Raw genomic sequence first — 14,869 nt, 5'->3', positions numbered from 1 at the left:
TTGCATGTAAACGATTACATGGATAGTTTCTTTCAGGGCCGCCCTTGTCAAGCGCGGGGTTATCGCTAACGACTGCGGCGCGAGGGATTTAATTCGATGGCTCAAAAAACTATCAGAATTCGGGATGTTGCGCGCGCGGCCGGGGTGTCGACGGCCACTGTCAGCCGGGCACTTTCCAACCCCGATTTGCTCACCGAGAGCACACGCAAGGCGGTGGAAGATGCCGTCCGAATCACCGGGTACCGGGTAAACCACGCCGCGCGGAACCTGCGTATGCAGCGGGCGGGCGCGGTGCTGGTGCTGGTGCCCAACCTCGGCAACCCGTTTTTCAGTACCATTCTCGCCGCCATCTCCGAAAGCTTCACTGGCAGCGACACCTCCGTGCTCATCGCCGATACCGCCAGCGGAGAAACCGGCGGGCGGGAACTTGCCGGGTACTTCCTCGACGGACGTATCGACGGGATGATCTCGCTCGATGGCGGGCTGGCCAAGACCGATCTCGCGGCCTTCGATGCCGCAGGCGTGGCCGACCGGATCGTGTTTGCCTGTGAATGGGTCGATGGCGCCACCCTGCCTTCCGTCCGCTCCGACAACGAGGCAGGCGCGCGGCTCGCGGTGCAGCACCTCTACGAGCTCGGCCACCGTGACATTGCCCATGTCACCGGCCCGGCCGGCAACGTGCTCACCAAGGCGCGCAGGGCGGGCATGCTGGCCGAGCGGGCCCGACTTGGGCTGCCAAGCCGGGACGACTGGATCATTCGGGGCGATTTCTCGCTGACCTCGGGCCGGGATGCCGCCCAGCGGATCATCGCCATGAAAGAGCGCCCCACAGCCGTGTTCTGCGCGTCCGACCAGGTGGCCTTCGCGGTGATGTCCACGTTGATGGCCGCCGGGGTGCGGGTGCCCGAGGATATCTCAGTTGTCGGCTTCGACGATATCGACCTTTCCAAGGTCTACACCCCCGCCCTCACAACCATTCGGCAGGATCGCCACGCGCTGGGACGCGAGGCCGCGCGCCTGCTGCTGGAGCGGATCGCGGCCTCAAACGACCCTCTCGCCACCCAGGAGGGCGCTTGCATAGAAATGGTCGGCGTTGAGTTGGTCGCCCGACAGAGCACCGCCGCCCCCGGAGCCGCCTGAGCCGCCCGGCCAGGCTCAGGCCTCGGCCATCGCCCGGGGGGTCAACCTTGTTGCTGGACCCGGCGACAGCAGGCGCCGCTGCTCTTGTCGCAGGCTGTGAATGTCGAGGTCATCCACGATCTCCACGTCATCGAGGCTCACGACCTGATCGCGGCTCACAGAGCGCCTGAGCCGCACATGGTGCGCCAGCCCGATTGGCAGGGCATTGAGCGCCACGGACTCGCTCGCCGGTATCGCCTTGGCCCACACCTTGTAACCGCCCTCGCCGTCCAGATACTCGCCCGAGTCGAACTCGCCTTTCGCCGCTGCCACCGCATCGGCGCGGAACAGCCGCGAAGCGCCGGTCGGCTCACGCCGCAGGCAGGCCGACAGCACCGAGACGGCGGTTTCCAGCCCGATCAGGTGGAAGGGCCGCCACATCGAGCCATACCAGCCGCTCTTGTCGGTCATCAGCCCGTATTGGTTGAAGCACTGGCGGGTGTATTCGTTCGGCGCCTTGAAGGTCACGAACATGCCGTATTGGATGTTGTTCAGCACGGTACGCCCGTCGGGCTCGCGGGAGGCGGCAATGTCGACGATCCCGGCCTTCTCCAGCCGCCCGCCCTCGCTCGCGGGCTTGAACACCTCTGCAAGGTCGTGCAGCCCGGCGGGGTGGAAGGCGAGGCCGTCCTTCGGGCAGTCCAGCCCGGTCGCGTTGGCCACCGCCGCCATCTCGATCGCCGCCTTGGTGCCATCGGTGAAGGAGTTGTACATCTTCGGGTTGAAGTCGCCCGAGGCCACCTGCTGCGGCGTGAAATCGAAGTAATCCCACACCGTGTCGGGCGTCGAATAGCGGTAGGAGGGGCAGAAGTTCATGCCCTTGCCCGAGGCAACCAGCTCGAAGCCGCAGCTCTTCACCCAGTCCACCAGCTCGCACATCGCCGCCGGCTGGTCGCCATAGGCCATGGAGTAGACAACCCCGGCGGCGCGGGCCTTCTCGGCCAGCAGTGCACCCACCATCACATCGGCCTCGACGTTGACCATGACCACATGCTTGCCCGCCGCGATCGCTGCCAGCGCGTGCCGCGTGCCCGCCAGCGGGTGGCCGGTCGCCTCGATGATGCACTCGATCTCGTCGCAGGCCATCAGCGCGGCGGCGTCTTCGGTGATCCATGTCCGGCCGCTTTGCAGAGCGTCTTCCGCCGACGTGGCCCCGAATTGCTCTCGGGGCCAATGCACCCGCCCGAAAGAGCCGCGCGCCTTCTGCACATCGAGATCGGCCACGCCGACCACGTGCAACCCCTCGATGTGCCGGGCCTGGGCGAGGATCATCGAGCCGAATTTTCCGGCCCCGATCAGCCCCACGCGGACCGGCTTTCCTTCAGCGACCCGGGCCGCCAGCATGCTCGAAAGGTTCATGTCCCACTCCCTTGTGTCGGCGTCAAAATAGGCCCGGCCGCGCAGGCCCATCCATCAAATTCTCCTATGGGATGATTAAGCCAGGCTTCACCACACTTTAAGAATACGCCGTTGTTTGAAGCCGACCGCCCTGCCAGAACTGGCCTCCGAGGACTGTTGCGCAGGGGAGGAGAGGCCGCATGGAACACCCGGCAGGATCAAACGTGAGCCTTGCCCGCCGCGCCTGGTCGATCCGACGGCTCGCGCTGCGGATGGGCGAGGTGCAGGGGCAGGGATATATCGGGCAGGCGCTGGGTGTGGCCGACGTCCTGGCGGTGTCCTACTTCCACGCGCTGCGCTATCGCCCGGGCGATCCCGACTGGGAAGGGCGGGATCGCTTTCTTCTTTCCATCGGCCACTACGCCATCGCGCTTTACGCCGCGATGGTCGAGGCCGGGATCCTCCCGGAAGACGAGATTGAAACCTACGGCATGGATGACAGCCGCCTGCCGATGAGCGGCATGGCCGCCTATACGCCGGGCATGGAGATCACCGGCGGAAGCCTCGGCCACGGCCTCGGCATTGCCGTGGGCATGGCGCTCGGGTTGAAGCGCAAGAAGAACGGCGCCTTTGTTTACAACATGTTGAGTGATGGCGAGCTGGGTGAGGGTTCGACGTGGGAGGCGGTGATGGGTGCCGCCGCGTGGAAGCTGGATAACCTCATTGCCATCGTCGACTTCAACAACCAGCAGGCCGACGGGCCGACCACGGAGGCGCTCGCCACCGGGCCGGGCACCGAGGCGGCCAAGTGGCAGGCCTTCGGCTGGCATGCCGAGGAGGTGGACGGCAACGACATCGAAGCCGTAGTGGCGGCGTTCGATCGCGCCCGTAACCTCACCGAGCCGAAGCCCCGCGCCATCATCTGCAACACCAAGATGTGCAAGGGCGTTCCCTTTCTGGAGGATCGCGAGATCACTCATTTCGTCCGCGTCGAGCCGGAGGAATGGGCCAAGGCGCTCGACCACCTGGACGGGGAGATGCCCGCATGACCATAGGCCCAAATTCCCGCCGCACCCCCGCTCACATCGCCCGGCCCAAACCGGCGGCTGGCGGGGCGCGCACCTCTGCCATGATTGCCTCGCTGGATGCCGAGGGCCGCAGCACCGTGCCTGCCCCCTTCGGCAATGCGCTGGTGGAGCTGGCCAAGAGCCGGGACGATATCGTCGGCCTCACCGCCGACCTCTCCAAATACACCGACCTGCACGTCTTCGCCAAAGCCTACCCCGACCGTTTCTACCAGATGGGCATGGCCGAGGCGCTTCTGATGTCCACCGCAGCCGGCATGGCCCGCGAAGGCTTCACGCCTTTTGCCACCACCTACGCCGTCTTCGCCTCGCGCCGCGCCTACGACTTCATCGTCATGGCCATCGCGGAAGAGAACCTGCCGGTGAAGATCGTCTGCGCCCTCCCGGGCCTCACCACCGGCTACGGGCCCTCGCATCAGGCGACGGAAGACCTCGCCATCATGCGTGGGATGCCGAACCTCACGGTGGTGGACCCTTGCGATGCCACCGAGATCACCCAGGCCACCCAGGCCATCGCCGCCTCGCCCGGCCCGGTCTACATGCGCCTCCTGCGCGGGCAAGTGCCCGACGTGCTGGGCGAATACGGCTATGAGTTCGAGTTGGGGAAGGCCAAGGAAATCCGGGGCGGGAGCGACGTGCTCTTCATCTCCTCGGGTTTCATGACCATGCGCTGCCTCGATGCAGCGGCGGCTCTGGAGAAAGACGGGGTAAGCTGCGCCGTGCTCCACTCGCCCACCATCAAGCCGCTCGACGAGGCCACCATCTGTGCCGAGGCCGCCAAGGGCGGGCGGCTGGTGGTGACGGCCGAAAACCATTCTGTCACCGGCGGGCTCGGCGAGGCCGTGGCCGGGGCGCTGGCCCGGAATCAGGTGCATGTGCCCTTCCGGCAGGTCGCCCTGCCCGACGAGTTCCTCGACGCAGGTGCGCTGCCTTCGCTTCACGACCAATACGGGCTATCCGTGTCCAGCATCACCACACGGGTAAAGGGCTGGCTGAGTGACTGAAAACAGTGGAACGGCAATCATCGGCCTCGGCGTCATGGGCCGGGGCATGGCAAAGAACATCCTTGCGGCGGGCATTCCGCTCACCGGGTATGACATCTTTGAACCCGCCCGCGAGGCCCTCAAGGCCATGGGCGGCACCCCCGCCGGGTCTGCCGCCGAAGCCGCCTCCGGGGCATCCCTGCTCGTTCTGATGGTGGTCAACGCCGCCCAGGCGCGCGCCGCGCTGTTTGAGGACGGTGCCGCCGCCGCGCTCTCGCCCGGTGCGACAGTCATGCTCTCGTCCACAGTTGCCCCCTCTGCCGCCCGCGCCATGGGCGACGAGCTGGCCGCAATGGGGCTGCATTTGCTCGACGCGCCGGTCTCTGGCGGTCAGGTCGGCGCCGAGGCGGGGACGCTGACGATCATGGCCAGCGGCTCTGCGCAGGCCTTCGCCCGCGCCGAGAAGGTGTTGGAGGCCACCGCCGGAACGCTCCACCGCCTCGGCGACGCGCCGGGCATGGGCGCCACCTACAAGGTCGTGCACCAGCTTGCCGCCGGCGTCCACATCGCCGCCGCCGCCGAGCTGATGAGCTTCGGCACCAAGGCGGGCTGCGATCCGGCCAAGCTGCACGAGATCGTCATGGCCTCTGCCGGGGCAAGCTGGATGCTGGGAAACCGCGGCCCCCGGATGATGGAGGCCGACCCGGAGGTGACCTCCACTGTCGAGATCTTCATCAAGGATCTCGGGCTGGTCGAGGAAACCGCCAAGGAGGCCGAGGCCCCTGTGCCGCTCGCCGCCCTCTCGCTGCAACTCTTCTCCGCCGCCCGTGCCCTCGGCCACGGCAAGGATGATGACGCGCTCGTCATCCGCGCCTACGAGGCACTCACCGGCAAACCCGTTCACGAAAGCTGACAGACATGCCCGATCTTCTCACCGGAAAGACCGCCATCATCACCGGCGCCGCCAGCCCCCGTGGCCTGGGCAAGGCCACCGCCCGGCTCTTCGCCGAGCACGGCTGCCGCATCGCGGTGCTCGACCTCGACGCCGATGCAGCAGCAGCGGCGGCAGCGGACCTGCCCGGCGAGGGCCACATCGGGCTGGCCTGCAACGTCACCGACAAGGAGGCCTGCGACGCCGCATTTGCCGCCGCGCTCGACGCCTTCGGGCAGGTCGACATTCTGGTGAACAACGCCGGTATCACCCAGCCGCTGAAGTTCATGGAAATCGCGCCCGAAAACTACGACGCCGTGCTCGACGTCAACCTGCGCGGCACCCTCTACATGAGCCAGGCCGCTCTGCCCCACATGCGCGGGCGCAAGCAGGGCTCCATCGTCAACATGAGCTCCGTCTCCGCTCAGCGCGGCGGCGGCATCTTCGGCGGCCCGCATTACTCGGCGGCCAAGGCCGGCGTGCTCGGCCTGACCAAGGCCATGGCCCGTGAAGCCGCGCCCGACAACGTGCGCGCCAACGCCATCTGCCCCGGCTTCATCGCCACCGACATCACGGCGGGCAAGCTGACCAACGAGATGAAGGCGGCGGTGCTTGATGGCATCCCTATGGGCCGGGCAGGCGAAGCCTCCGACGTTGCAGGCTGCGCCCTCTTCCTCGCCTCTGACCTCGCCGCCTATGTCACCGGCTCCGAGGTGGACGTGAACGGCGGATCGCTGATCCACTAGGGCTGCAGGGCGGCGGCTCATCCACCGCTTCGCGGTCTCTTCGCCTCGGCGCGACCGCCGCGAGGACGCCTCGAAGGGCGGACGAGCGCTCGGGCTACCCCGTCAGCTCCGTCACGCTCTCGAAGCGCTCCACCGTGAGCCCGTGCCGCGCCACGATCGCCGCCACCTCCGCCTCGTGCCGCCCCGCCTCCTCGGTGATCCAGTCGAGGAAGATCTGCACCGCCTTCCGGTTCAGATATCGGCTCGGGCAAATCGCCCAATGGGCCGGAAAGCGCGGCACCGGCAGCTCCGGCGTGACCGGAACCAGCCGCCCGGCCGCAACCTCGGCGCTCGCCACCGCGAGCGATTCCAACACGATCCCCACCCCGTCGAGCGCCAGTTGCAGCGCCATGGAGGAGCGGTCGATCAGCAGGGTCTTGCGGTTGGCCGCGGTCTCGATCCCGTTTCGCAACAGCCATGTGTCCCAGTTGCAGAGGTTGCGCGCGCTGTCGATGAACCGCGCCATGTTCAGCACATCGCCGCCCAAACCGGCGAGATACTCAGGCGTCGCAAGCGGCAGAATGTGATCGTCCACCACGGGTTCCACATGCATCCCGCGCCAGTCGCCCGTGCCGTAACGGATGTCGAGGTCCATCACTTCGCGGTCAAAGTCGGTCGGATCAGGCGCGGCATCTACCCGCAGCTCCCACTCGGGGTGCTTCCCGACGAACCGGCTCAACCTCGGCCCCAGCCACAGGACGCCGAAGCTCGGCGCCACCCGAAGGTTCAGCCGTCGGGTCTCGCGGCTCCGCCCGAGGTTACGCCGCGCATCCTTCAGCATCCTCAGCGCCGTGCCCGCCGACTGGTAAAGCTGCTCGCCCTCCAGCGTCAGCGACAGCTGCCGCCCCTCTCGGCGAAACAGCTTTACCCCGAGCTGCTGCTCCAGAAGCTTGATCTGCTGGCTGACGGCGGAGGGCGAAACCGTCAGTTCCTCGGCAGCGCGGGAGAGCGTGCCCCGCCGCGCCACCGTCTCGAAGTAGAGGATGGCATTGAGGTTTTCCGGTCTCGCCATCCCCTTGCCCCCTTACTTCGCCGCCACGGTCTCCTGCCGCTGGCGCCCGAGGCCTTCAACCTCGATCTCCATCACGTCGCCGGGCCTCAGAAACCGCTGCGGCTTCATGCCCATGCCCACGCCCGAGGGCGTGCCGGTGGCGATGATGTCACCGGGCTGAAGCTGCATGAAACGGCTCATGTAGCTGATGATTTCGGCCACGCTGAATATCATGTCATCTGTATTGGAATTCTGAACCGTCTCGCCGTTGAGGTCGAGGCTCACGCGCAGCTTCTGCGGGTCGGGCACCTCGTCGGCGGTCACCAGGTAGGGGCCGGTCGGGCCGAAGGTGGGGGCGGATTTGCCCTTGATCCACTGGCCGCCCTTCTCGATCTGAAACTCGCGCTCGCTCACGTCGTTGATGGTGCAATAACCCGCCACGTAATCCAGTGCATCGGCCTCGCTGACGTAAAGCGCCTCGCGCCCGATCACCACGCCAAGCTCCACTTCCCAGTCGCCTTTGACGCTGTCACGCGGGATGATGACCGGGTCGAACGGGCCGCTAAGCGCACTGGACGCCTTGGAGAAGATGATCGGCTCCTTCGGCGGCTCAGCCCCGGTCTCTTCGGCGTGCTTGGTGTAGTTCAGCCCGATGCAGAAGAAATTGGGAACGGAGGCCACGCAGCTGCCAATCCGGCCCGGTTCTTCGACCACCGGCAGGCTCGCCACGTCGATTGCCCGGATCGCGTCCAGCGCCTCCAGCGACACGCCGCTCCCGGCCAGCTCGCCCACCTTTCCGGAGAGGTCGCGGACCTTGCCGTCGCTGTCGAGAATGCCGGGCTTTTCCGCACCTGCGGGGCCAAAACGCAAGAGTTTCATGAAGTGTGTTTTCCTTTGATTGCAGGTCAGGGGCCGGGGCCGTCACTTGGCGTTTGGAACGGGCTCCGGAGTGATTTCCACCGCGCCGGGCTGAAGCGCGCCGACGCGGGTGTTGGTGTCGAAATGCCGCCGGATCTGGCGGCGCAGCGCATCAAGGTGGGTCGAGATCGTGCTCTTCACCTTGCGTTTGTCGCGGTTGCGCAGGCCTTCGATGATGCCGTTGTGCTCATCGAACACGCGCTGTTGGCTGCGCCCGATGCGACTGCCCAGAAACCGCGCGCGCCAGAGCTTGGCGAGGTAGGTGCCGTGGGTTTCCGACAGCGCCGAGTTGCCCGAAGCTCGGACGATGGCGCTGTGAAACTGCATGTCGATCTCGAACAGGTCGATCTCGTCGGTCGTCGGGGCGAGTGCCTCCATCCGCGCCTGAACGGCGGCGGCGGCATCGATGTCGGCCTCGGTAGCATGGGCCACGGCCAGCTCGCCCGAGAGCAGCTCCAGCGCCTTGAGTACCTCCAGATTGTCGACGACTTCCTTCCATGTCGGGTCGGCCACGATGGGGCTCCGCGAAGGACGCAACTCCACCAGACCTTCCAGCGACAGGATGCGAATCGCCTCACGCATGGGCGTGCGGCTCACACCCAGCTCGGCGGCATTGTCGCGTTCCTTGATAGAAGCACCGGGCCGCAGCGTGCCCCGCAGAATTTCCCTTCGCAGACGCTTCGCGATCTGCTCCGGCAGCAGTTTGTCCGCCATATTGCGCCTCGTGTTGGCGATTCCCTCCCAGGCACTCGCGAAATACGGGCAATGACCCCGAAATCAACCGCAAAAAAGTGCCTCTCCGGCGATTTTGGTATACCAAAACCCGTTGATTGTCGACATGGCTTCCGATAGTTTCCGCCCGGATGGTATGCCATCTTTCGCCGCGCGTTGGAGGACGCGCAGTATGAAAAGCGGTGCCGCCCGGGGAGGGTAAGGGCCGCGCAGGGAGGTAACTCTATGAAACTTTCGACCGTTCTTTCGACGGCCGCAGCCGCTGCCCTTGTGGCCGGTGCCGCCATGGCTGATCCGATCACCCTTCGGATCCAGACCCACTACGCAACCGAGCATCCGACCGGTCAGGCTCTGGCCACCTGGATCGACGACGTCCAGACCATGTCCGGCGGCGACATCACCATCGAGATGTTCTACTCCTCGTCCGTCGTGGCGACCACCGAGACCTTCGACGCCGCCATCAACGGCATCGTCGACTGCGACGCCACCGGCGGCGCCTACCAGACCGGCAAGAACCCCGCGTTCCAGTTCGTCGGCGACATCATGGGCGGCTACGATACCCCCTGGCAGCAGTACTCCTGGCTCTACTACGGTGACGGCTATGCCGCCGCTCAGGAACTCTACAACGCTCAGGGCATGCAGCTCGTCGGCTGGTCCATCTACGGCCAGGAGTCGCTGTCTTCGTCCAAGCCGATCCGTGGCTTCGAAGACCTGAAGGGCTGGAAATTCCGTTCGCCCCCGGGCATGGAAACCGAGATCTTCGAAGAGCTGGGCGCCTCGCCCATCGTGATGGACTTCACCGAGATCTTCACCGCGCTCGAAACCGGCATCATCGACGGTGCTGACGCCTCTGGCCTCGCCAACAACGTGGGCCTCGGTCTCTACGACATCGTGAAGCACGCCACCTACCCGGGCTTCCACTCCATGCCCTCCGACCACCTCGCCTGCAACAAGGACGTGTGGGACGGCATGACCGAGCAGCAGCGTCGCATCATCGACACTGCCTGGCAGAAGCTCTCCTTCCAGATTGCCCTGTCGAACGAGAAGGCCAACGCTGAAGCCGCCGCTGAGCTGACCGCCGCTGGCGTGACCCTCTACGACTGGTCGCCCGAAGATCGTGCCGCCTTCCGTAAGGCCGCTCAGACCGCTTGGGACGACTGGGGCACCCGTTCGCCCGAGGCCGGCGCGATCCTCGCCAGCCACAAGACCTACCTCAAGCAGCTCGGCCTGATCGAGTAAGCATGAGGCATCAGCCTTCATAACATCGATGAGCCCCGCACGCCGGGGCTCATCCGTCTTCGGGCAGAAGAAATAATCACACAACACACAGCATGACCGCTTGGGGAGGTGCGCCATGTCGGAAATTCTCGAAAAGGAAAGTGTGTGGCTCGGAGGGCTGCGAAAGCCTGTCCGTACAGCCGCCATCGTGTTCACCGGCATCGCCGTGCTCGTCTGGGCCTGGCTGGTGCTCAACCTGCTGATCTCCGACGACGCCTACGGCATGCACGAGATGATCCGCCCGCAGGGCAAGCCGATCGTCTACCTGATGCTGGGCTCGGCCTTGCTATCCATCGTGTTCACCTCGATCTACCTGTCCGACTTCATCGGCGCGATCGAGGACAAGCCGGAAGGCTTCTTCGACATTCTGTCGCTGATCACGTCGCGGATGGCGATGATCATGATCGGGCTGATCGTGATCGTCATGTTCTACGAGGTGGTCTCGCGCTACGTCTTCTCGCGCCCCACGCTCTGGGCCAACGAGCTATCGCTCTGGATCGCGGGCGTAGTCTTCCTGTTCGCCGGGCAGTACGCCATGCAGCAGCGCAGCCACATCCGCATCTACGTGATCTATGACGTGATGCCCCGCTGGGCCCAAAAGACCGCCGACTGCATTTCTGTCGGCCTGATCGTCGGCTTTACCTTCGCCCTCGTCTGGGGCGGCTACGCCGACGCCAAAACCCGCCTCCTGCGGATGGAAACCTTCGGCACCGCGTGGGATCCGCCCATTCCGGGCACCATGAAGGCCGCCATTCTCTTCATCATCTGCCTCGTCGCCGTGCAGGCCGTCTCCAACCTCATCGCAGATTGGAACAAGGCCCCCGAGCACCACACCGACGAGATGGACGAGCAAGAGATCGAAAACATCCGCAAGACGCTGGAGGACTGATCAATGGTCGATATCGGCACCCTCAGCCTGCTGGTTCTTGCAGGCATGTTCATCCTGCTTGCCATCGGCATGCCCCTCGGTTTCGCCTCCGCCTTCCTCGCGGTGGTGACCCTGATCCTCAAGTTCGACGTGGATATCCTCTTCCGCGACTTCGGCAAGGGCCCGTTCTCGGTGCTCGGTCAGGCCGTTTACCGGCAGATGACGAACTACGTCCTGATCTCGATACCCTTGTTCATATTCATGGCGGCGCTGCTCGAACGAACGGGCATCGCCAAGGACATGTACAACTCGCTGAACGTCTGGCTCAGCCGGATGCGCGGCGGCATCGCCATCGTGACCTCGATCATGGCCGTCATCATGGCCGCCATGTCGGGCATCATCGGCGGCGAGGTCGTTCTGCTGGGCCTCATCGCCCTGCCGCAGATGCTCCGCCTTGGGTACAACCAGAACCTCGCCATCGGCACCATCTGTGCCTCTGGCTCGCTCGGCACCATGATCCCGCCGTCCATCGTGCTCATCTTCTACGGGCTGGTGACGGAAACCTCGATCAAGGCCCTCTTCACCGCCTCGTTCCTGCCGGGCTTCATGCTGGCGTCCTTCTTCATCGTCTACATCCTGATCCGCACCAACCTGAACCCCTCGCTGGCCCCGCTGCCTCCAGAGGAGCCGGGCGCAGTGGAAGGCCGCGAAAAGGGCATGCGCTTCCTCGGTTTCCTCGCCTACTTCGGTCTCTGGATCACCGGTGTGCTGTTCCTGCGGGCGGTGTTCTTCTGGGCAACCGGTGAAGGCTACGTGCAGGAAGGCGTCGACCCGATCGCGCTTGGCATGGTCTATCACATGCCCTGGATCGCAGGCGCCTTCGCGCTCTGCCTTGCTGCCGTGTTCCTTGTGGGCAAGGAGCGCACCGCAGAGGGCTGGCAGATGGGCAAGGGCCTCGTCGCGCCCGTGATCGTGATCGGCGTGGTGCTGGGCTCCATCTACATGGGCATCACCGGCATCACCGAGGCCGCCGGTATGGGCGTGGTGGCCGTGTTCACCATCTCCGTCCTGCGCCGCGAGATGACCTTCGACATCGTCTGGGACAGCCTGATGCGCACGCTCAAGTCCACCGGAACGATCATCTGGGTGACCATCGGTGCGGCGGCACTCGCTGCGGCCTACACCCTCGCGGGCGGCCCGACGTATGTGGCCAACCTGATCGTCGCCGCCGACCTGCCCACCATGGGCATCATCCTCGTGATGATGCTGATCTTCCTCATCATGGGGATGTTCATGGATTGGGTCGGCATCGTGCTGCTGATCATGCCGGTGTTCCTGCCGATCGTGCTCAAGCTGCCGGTCGAGGAGCTGGGCTTCATCGGCGGGTTGGAGCCACGCCACGTGGCGATCTGGTTCGGCGTGGTATTCTGTATGAACATGCAGGTCAGTTTCCTGTCGCCCCCCTTCGGCCCCGCGGCCTTCTACCTGAAGTCCGTGGCCCCGCCGCACATCACCCTCACGGCGATCTTCCGGGGTTTCCTGCCCTTCATCTGCCTCCAGCTCTGCGCCCTTGCGGTGCTGCTGATCTGGCCGCCGATCGTCTCGGTCTTCCTCTGAGGCGCTGACATTTCGCCGGGGCGGCCCGCCCGCCCCGGCACGCATTCTTCCAGGCCGCAAGGAGCTTGAAATTCCATGGCCACCATCAGCCACATACAGGCCGATCATTACATCATCCCTTTGCCCCAGGTGCTCGAAGACTCGATGCACGGCGCGATGGAGAATTTCGAGGTCATAACTGCCCGCGTCACCGACTCCGACGGGGCCGAGGGCATGGGCTACACCTACACCTGCGGCGTGAACGGCGGCGCGATTGCCGATATCCTCACCCGCGAGATGGCCCCCCGCGTGGCCGGGCGCGACGCCGATCTGATCGAGGCGATCTGGAAAGACCTCTGGTGGGCCACCCACTACGGCGGGCGCGGCGGGCCCACCGTCATGGCCCTCTCCGCGCTCGACATGGCGCTGTGGGATTTGAAGGCCAAGCGCGCCGGTCTGCCGCTCTGGCGGCTGCTCGGTGGCTATGACGCCCGTGTGCCCTGTTACATGGGCGGGGTCGATCTGCACCTGTCGCCGGAAGAACTGGTCGAGCAGACGCACCGCAACTTCGAGGCCGGCCACCGCCACATCAAGATCAAATGCGGCCGTGATGCGCTGCGCGAGGACGTGGCCCGGATGGCGGCGATGCGCGAGGCCTTCGGCCCCGACATGCCGCTGATGACAGACGCCAACATGAAATTCACGGTTGATGGCGCCATCCGTGCCGCCCGCGCCTTCCGCGAGTTTGACCTGACGTGGTTCGAAGAGCCGATCCCGCCAGACGATCCGGCAGGCCACGCCCGCATTCTCTCCGAAGGGGGCATACCATTGGCCACGGGTGAAAACCTGCGCACGCTCTGGGAGTTCAAGACGCTGATCGACAGCAAGGGCGTCAGCTACCCTGAGCCGGATGTAACAGGCTGCGGCGGCGTCACCGGCTTCATGAAGATCGCCGCGCTGGCCGAGGCCCACCACCTGCCCGTCACCAGCCACGGCGCGCATGACGTGACAGTGCACCTGCTCGCCGCCGCGCCCAACCGCAGCTACCTGGAGATGCACAGCTTCGGCCTGAACGACTACATCGAAACCCCGCTCACCGTGGTCGAAGGCCACGTCACCGCGCCCGAAACCCCGGGCCACGGCGTCGCCTTCGACTGGGAAAAGCTGGAAACCTGCCGCGCCTAAGGAGGAGACGCCAATGCTCACGCAAAGCCAGATCGACACTTTCAACACCGAAGGCGTGCTCGTTGTCGACAACGTGCTCCCGGCGCCCGTGCTGGAGGCGGTAAAGGCCGAATACACCGCCCTGCTCGATGCGATGTATGCCCGCTGGCACGCCGAAGGCCGCGTGCCGCCCCCCGGTGACATGGACTTCTACCAGAAGCTGCTGGTGAGCTACGAGGCAGGCTGCGAGTGGTTTCAGCCGATGGACATCACCCTGCCCGGAAGCGAGATTTCGGCGGACACGCCCATGCACCAGGGCCCGGCGGTGTTCGACATGCTCCGCTGTCCGCGCCTGCTCGACCTCGTCGAATGCCTGATCGGCCCCGAGATCACCTCCAATCCCATCCAGCACGTCCGCCTCAAGCCCCCCGCGCGTACCCTGCGCGAGGGCGAGAGCACGGCGCATATCCAGCGAACCGACTGGCACCAGGACCGCGCCGTGGCCCACGCCGAGGGCGATGATACGCAAATCGTCACCGTCTGGCTCGCCATCTCCGACGCCACGCTGGAGAACGGCTGCCTGCAAGTGGTGCCCGGCAAGCCGCAGATGTATCCGCACTGCCCCCAGCGCCAAACCTCCATCGCCCCGGGCCTGCTGGACGAGTCGAAAGCCCGCCCCCTGCCCGTGAAGGCCGGCGGCGCGGTGCTCTTCCACCCGCTGACACCCCACGCCTCGCTCGATAACGTCTCCGACGCCTTCCGCTGGTCCTTCGACATCCGCTACAACGTCACCGGCCAGCCCACGGGGCGCGCCCACTTCCCCGATTTCGTGGCCCGTTCCCGCGCCAACCGCGACACCGAGCTGAAGGATTGGCGCCTCTGGAAGCAGATGTGGGAAGACTGCCGCACCCGCCTCGCCCCCAAGCCGCACATCCCGATCCACCGCTGGGACGGCAACGCCCCCGTCTGCGCCTGATCGCCCACGAATTTTCGTACGAAAATTCGTAACCACGGAGCCACC

General features: G+C 65.5%; 14 protein-coding genes. 10 read left to right on the top strand and 4 right to left on the bottom strand.

Annotated elements, in window-relative coordinates:
* Positions 1-96 precede the first annotated feature (96 nt).
* Positions 97-1,140: a LacI family DNA-binding transcriptional regulator gene (locus DYI42_RS02625; protein WP_213544365.1), complete on the top strand. Its 1,044-nt coding sequence runs from the start codon at positions 97-99 to the stop codon at positions 1,138-1,140.
* Positions 1,141-1,155: 15 nt separating this feature from the next.
* Here the strand turns inward: DYI42_RS02625 and DYI42_RS02620 are convergent, their stop codons facing one another.
* Positions 1,156-2,589 carry an NAD(P)H-dependent oxidoreductase gene (locus tag DYI42_RS02620; protein WP_244867445.1) on the bottom strand — a complete coding sequence of 478 codons (1,434 nt, stop codon included), beginning with the start codon at positions 2,587-2,589 and terminating at the stop codon, positions 1,156-1,158.
* Between the two features lie 128 nt (positions 2,590-2,717).
* On the opposite strand from DYI42_RS02620, the gene DYI42_RS02615 reads away from it, so the two are divergent.
* The 4 genes from DYI42_RS02615 to DYI42_RS02600 are packed head-to-tail and all read left to right on the top strand — an operon-like array spanning position 2,718 to position 6,262.
* Positions 2,718-3,566, top strand: a complete 849-nt coding sequence (locus DYI42_RS02615; RefSeq protein WP_213544364.1) for a transketolase — start codon at positions 2,718-2,720, stop codon at positions 3,564-3,566.
* Positions 3,563-4,606 carry a transketolase family protein gene (locus DYI42_RS02610; RefSeq protein WP_213544363.1) on the top strand — a complete coding sequence of 348 codons (1,044 nt, stop codon included), beginning with the start codon at positions 3,563-3,565 and terminating at the stop codon, positions 4,604-4,606. The genes DYI42_RS02615 and DYI42_RS02610 overlap by 4 nt, the downstream gene beginning before the upstream one ends.
* Entirely contained in the window at positions 4,599-5,498 is a 900-nt protein-coding gene (locus tag DYI42_RS24565; RefSeq protein ID WP_213544362.1) for an NAD(P)-dependent oxidoreductase, read from the top strand. The genes DYI42_RS02610 and DYI42_RS24565 overlap by 8 nt, the downstream gene beginning before the upstream one ends.
* A gap of 5 nt (positions 5,499-5,503) precedes the next feature.
* A complete protein-coding gene (locus tag DYI42_RS02600) occupies positions 5,504-6,262 on the top strand; it encodes an SDR family NAD(P)-dependent oxidoreductase (RefSeq protein ID WP_213544361.1) in 759 nt (252 codons plus the stop codon).
* 94 nt (positions 6,263-6,356) lie between these two features.
* On the opposite strand, the gene DYI42_RS02595 is transcribed toward DYI42_RS02600, so the two are convergent.
* From DYI42_RS02595 to DYI42_RS02585, 3 genes are read right to left on the bottom strand one after another with little or no spacing between them, the layout of a single operon-like run.
* The gene (locus tag DYI42_RS02595; RefSeq protein WP_213544360.1) at positions 6,357-7,313 is read right to left on the bottom strand and encodes a LysR substrate-binding domain-containing protein; all 957 of its coding nucleotides are present in this window, start codon (positions 7,311-7,313) and stop codon (positions 6,357-6,359) included.
* A gap of 12 nt (positions 7,314-7,325) precedes the next feature.
* Entirely contained in the window at positions 7,326-8,171 is an 846-nt protein-coding gene (locus DYI42_RS02590) for a fumarylacetoacetate hydrolase family protein (protein ID WP_213544359.1), read from the bottom strand.
* Positions 8,172-8,213: 42 nt separating this feature from the next.
* Positions 8,214-8,924 (bottom strand): GntR family transcriptional regulator, encoded by a 711-nt coding sequence (locus tag DYI42_RS02585; protein ID WP_213544358.1) that lies wholly within the window; start codon positions 8,922-8,924, stop codon positions 8,214-8,216.
* A gap of 243 nt (positions 8,925-9,167) precedes the next feature.
* Between DYI42_RS02585 and DYI42_RS02580 the strand changes: the two genes are divergently transcribed.
* The 5 genes from DYI42_RS02580 (at position 9,168) to DYI42_RS02560 (ending at position 14,824) form a co-directional block, all read left to right on the top strand.
* Positions 9,168-10,181 carry a TRAP transporter substrate-binding protein gene (locus tag DYI42_RS02580; protein ID WP_213544357.1) on the top strand — a complete coding sequence of 338 codons (1,014 nt, stop codon included), beginning with the start codon at positions 9,168-9,170 and terminating at the stop codon, positions 10,179-10,181.
* Between the two features lie 115 nt (positions 10,182-10,296).
* Entirely contained in the window at positions 10,297-11,109 is an 813-nt protein-coding gene (locus DYI42_RS02575; RefSeq protein WP_213544356.1) for a TRAP transporter small permease subunit, read from the top strand.
* Positions 11,110-11,112: 3 nt separating this feature from the next.
* A complete protein-coding gene (locus DYI42_RS02570) occupies positions 11,113-12,705 on the top strand; it encodes a TRAP transporter large permease (RefSeq protein ID WP_213544355.1) in 1,593 nt (530 codons plus the stop codon).
* Positions 12,706-12,780: 75 nt separating this feature from the next.
* A complete protein-coding gene (locus tag DYI42_RS02565; protein WP_213544354.1) occupies positions 12,781-13,869 on the top strand; it encodes a mandelate racemase/muconate lactonizing enzyme family protein in 1,089 nt (362 codons plus the stop codon).
* 13 nt (positions 13,870-13,882) lie between these two features.
* On the top strand, positions 13,883-14,824 hold the full coding sequence (locus DYI42_RS02560) for a phytanoyl-CoA dioxygenase family protein (RefSeq protein WP_213544353.1): 942 nt from the start codon (positions 13,883-13,885) through the stop codon (positions 14,822-14,824).
* Positions 14,825-14,869 lie beyond the last annotated feature (45 nt).

Source organism: Vannielia litorea (assembly GCF_018424695.1).
Lineage (GTDB): Bacteria > Pseudomonadota > Alphaproteobacteria > Rhodobacterales > Rhodobacteraceae > Vannielia > Vannielia litorea_A.
Note: the sequence above shows the minus strand (reverse complement) of the source record. Positions and strands in the feature narration are given on the sequence as shown.

Excerpts from the sequence above, each read along its gene's own strand:
- DYI42_RS02615 (WP_213544364.1), top strand. The coding sequence starts at position 2,718 with ATGGAACACCCGGCAGGATCAAACGTGAGCCTTGCCCGCCGCGCCTGG.
- DYI42_RS02565 (WP_213544354.1), top strand. The coding sequence starts at position 12,781 with ATGGCCACCATCAGCCACATACAGGCCGATCATTACATCATCCCTTTG.
- DYI42_RS02600 (WP_213544361.1), top strand. The coding sequence starts at position 5,504 with ATGCCCGATCTTCTCACCGGAAAGACCGCCATCATCACCGGCGCCGCC.
- DYI42_RS02595 (WP_213544360.1), bottom strand. The coding sequence starts at position 7,313 with ATGGCGAGACCGGAAAACCTCAATGCCATCCTCTACTTCGAGACGGTG.
- DYI42_RS02570 (WP_213544355.1), top strand. The coding sequence starts at position 11,113 with ATGGTCGATATCGGCACCCTCAGCCTGCTGGTTCTTGCAGGCATGTTC.
- DYI42_RS02610 (WP_213544363.1), top strand. The coding sequence starts at position 3,563 with ATGACCATAGGCCCAAATTCCCGCCGCACCCCCGCTCACATCGCCCGG.
- DYI42_RS02575 (WP_213544356.1), top strand. The coding sequence starts at position 10,297 with ATGTCGGAAATTCTCGAAAAGGAAAGTGTGTGGCTCGGAGGGCTGCGA.
- DYI42_RS02590 (WP_213544359.1), bottom strand. The coding sequence starts at position 8,171 with ATGAAACTCTTGCGTTTTGGCCCCGCAGGTGCGGAAAAGCCCGGCATT.
- DYI42_RS02625 (WP_213544365.1), top strand. The coding sequence starts at position 97 with ATGGCTCAAAAAACTATCAGAATTCGGGATGTTGCGCGCGCGGCCGGG.
- DYI42_RS02620 (WP_244867445.1), bottom strand. The coding sequence starts at position 2,589 with ATGGGCCTGCGCGGCCGGGCCTATTTTGACGCCGACACAAGGGAGTGG.
- DYI42_RS02560 (WP_213544353.1), top strand. The coding sequence starts at position 13,883 with ATGCTCACGCAAAGCCAGATCGACACTTTCAACACCGAAGGCGTGCTC.
- DYI42_RS02585 (WP_213544358.1), bottom strand. The coding sequence starts at position 8,924 with ATGGCGGACAAACTGCTGCCGGAGCAGATCGCGAAGCGTCTGCGAAGG.
- DYI42_RS02580 (WP_213544357.1), top strand. The coding sequence starts at position 9,168 with ATGAAACTTTCGACCGTTCTTTCGACGGCCGCAGCCGCTGCCCTTGTG.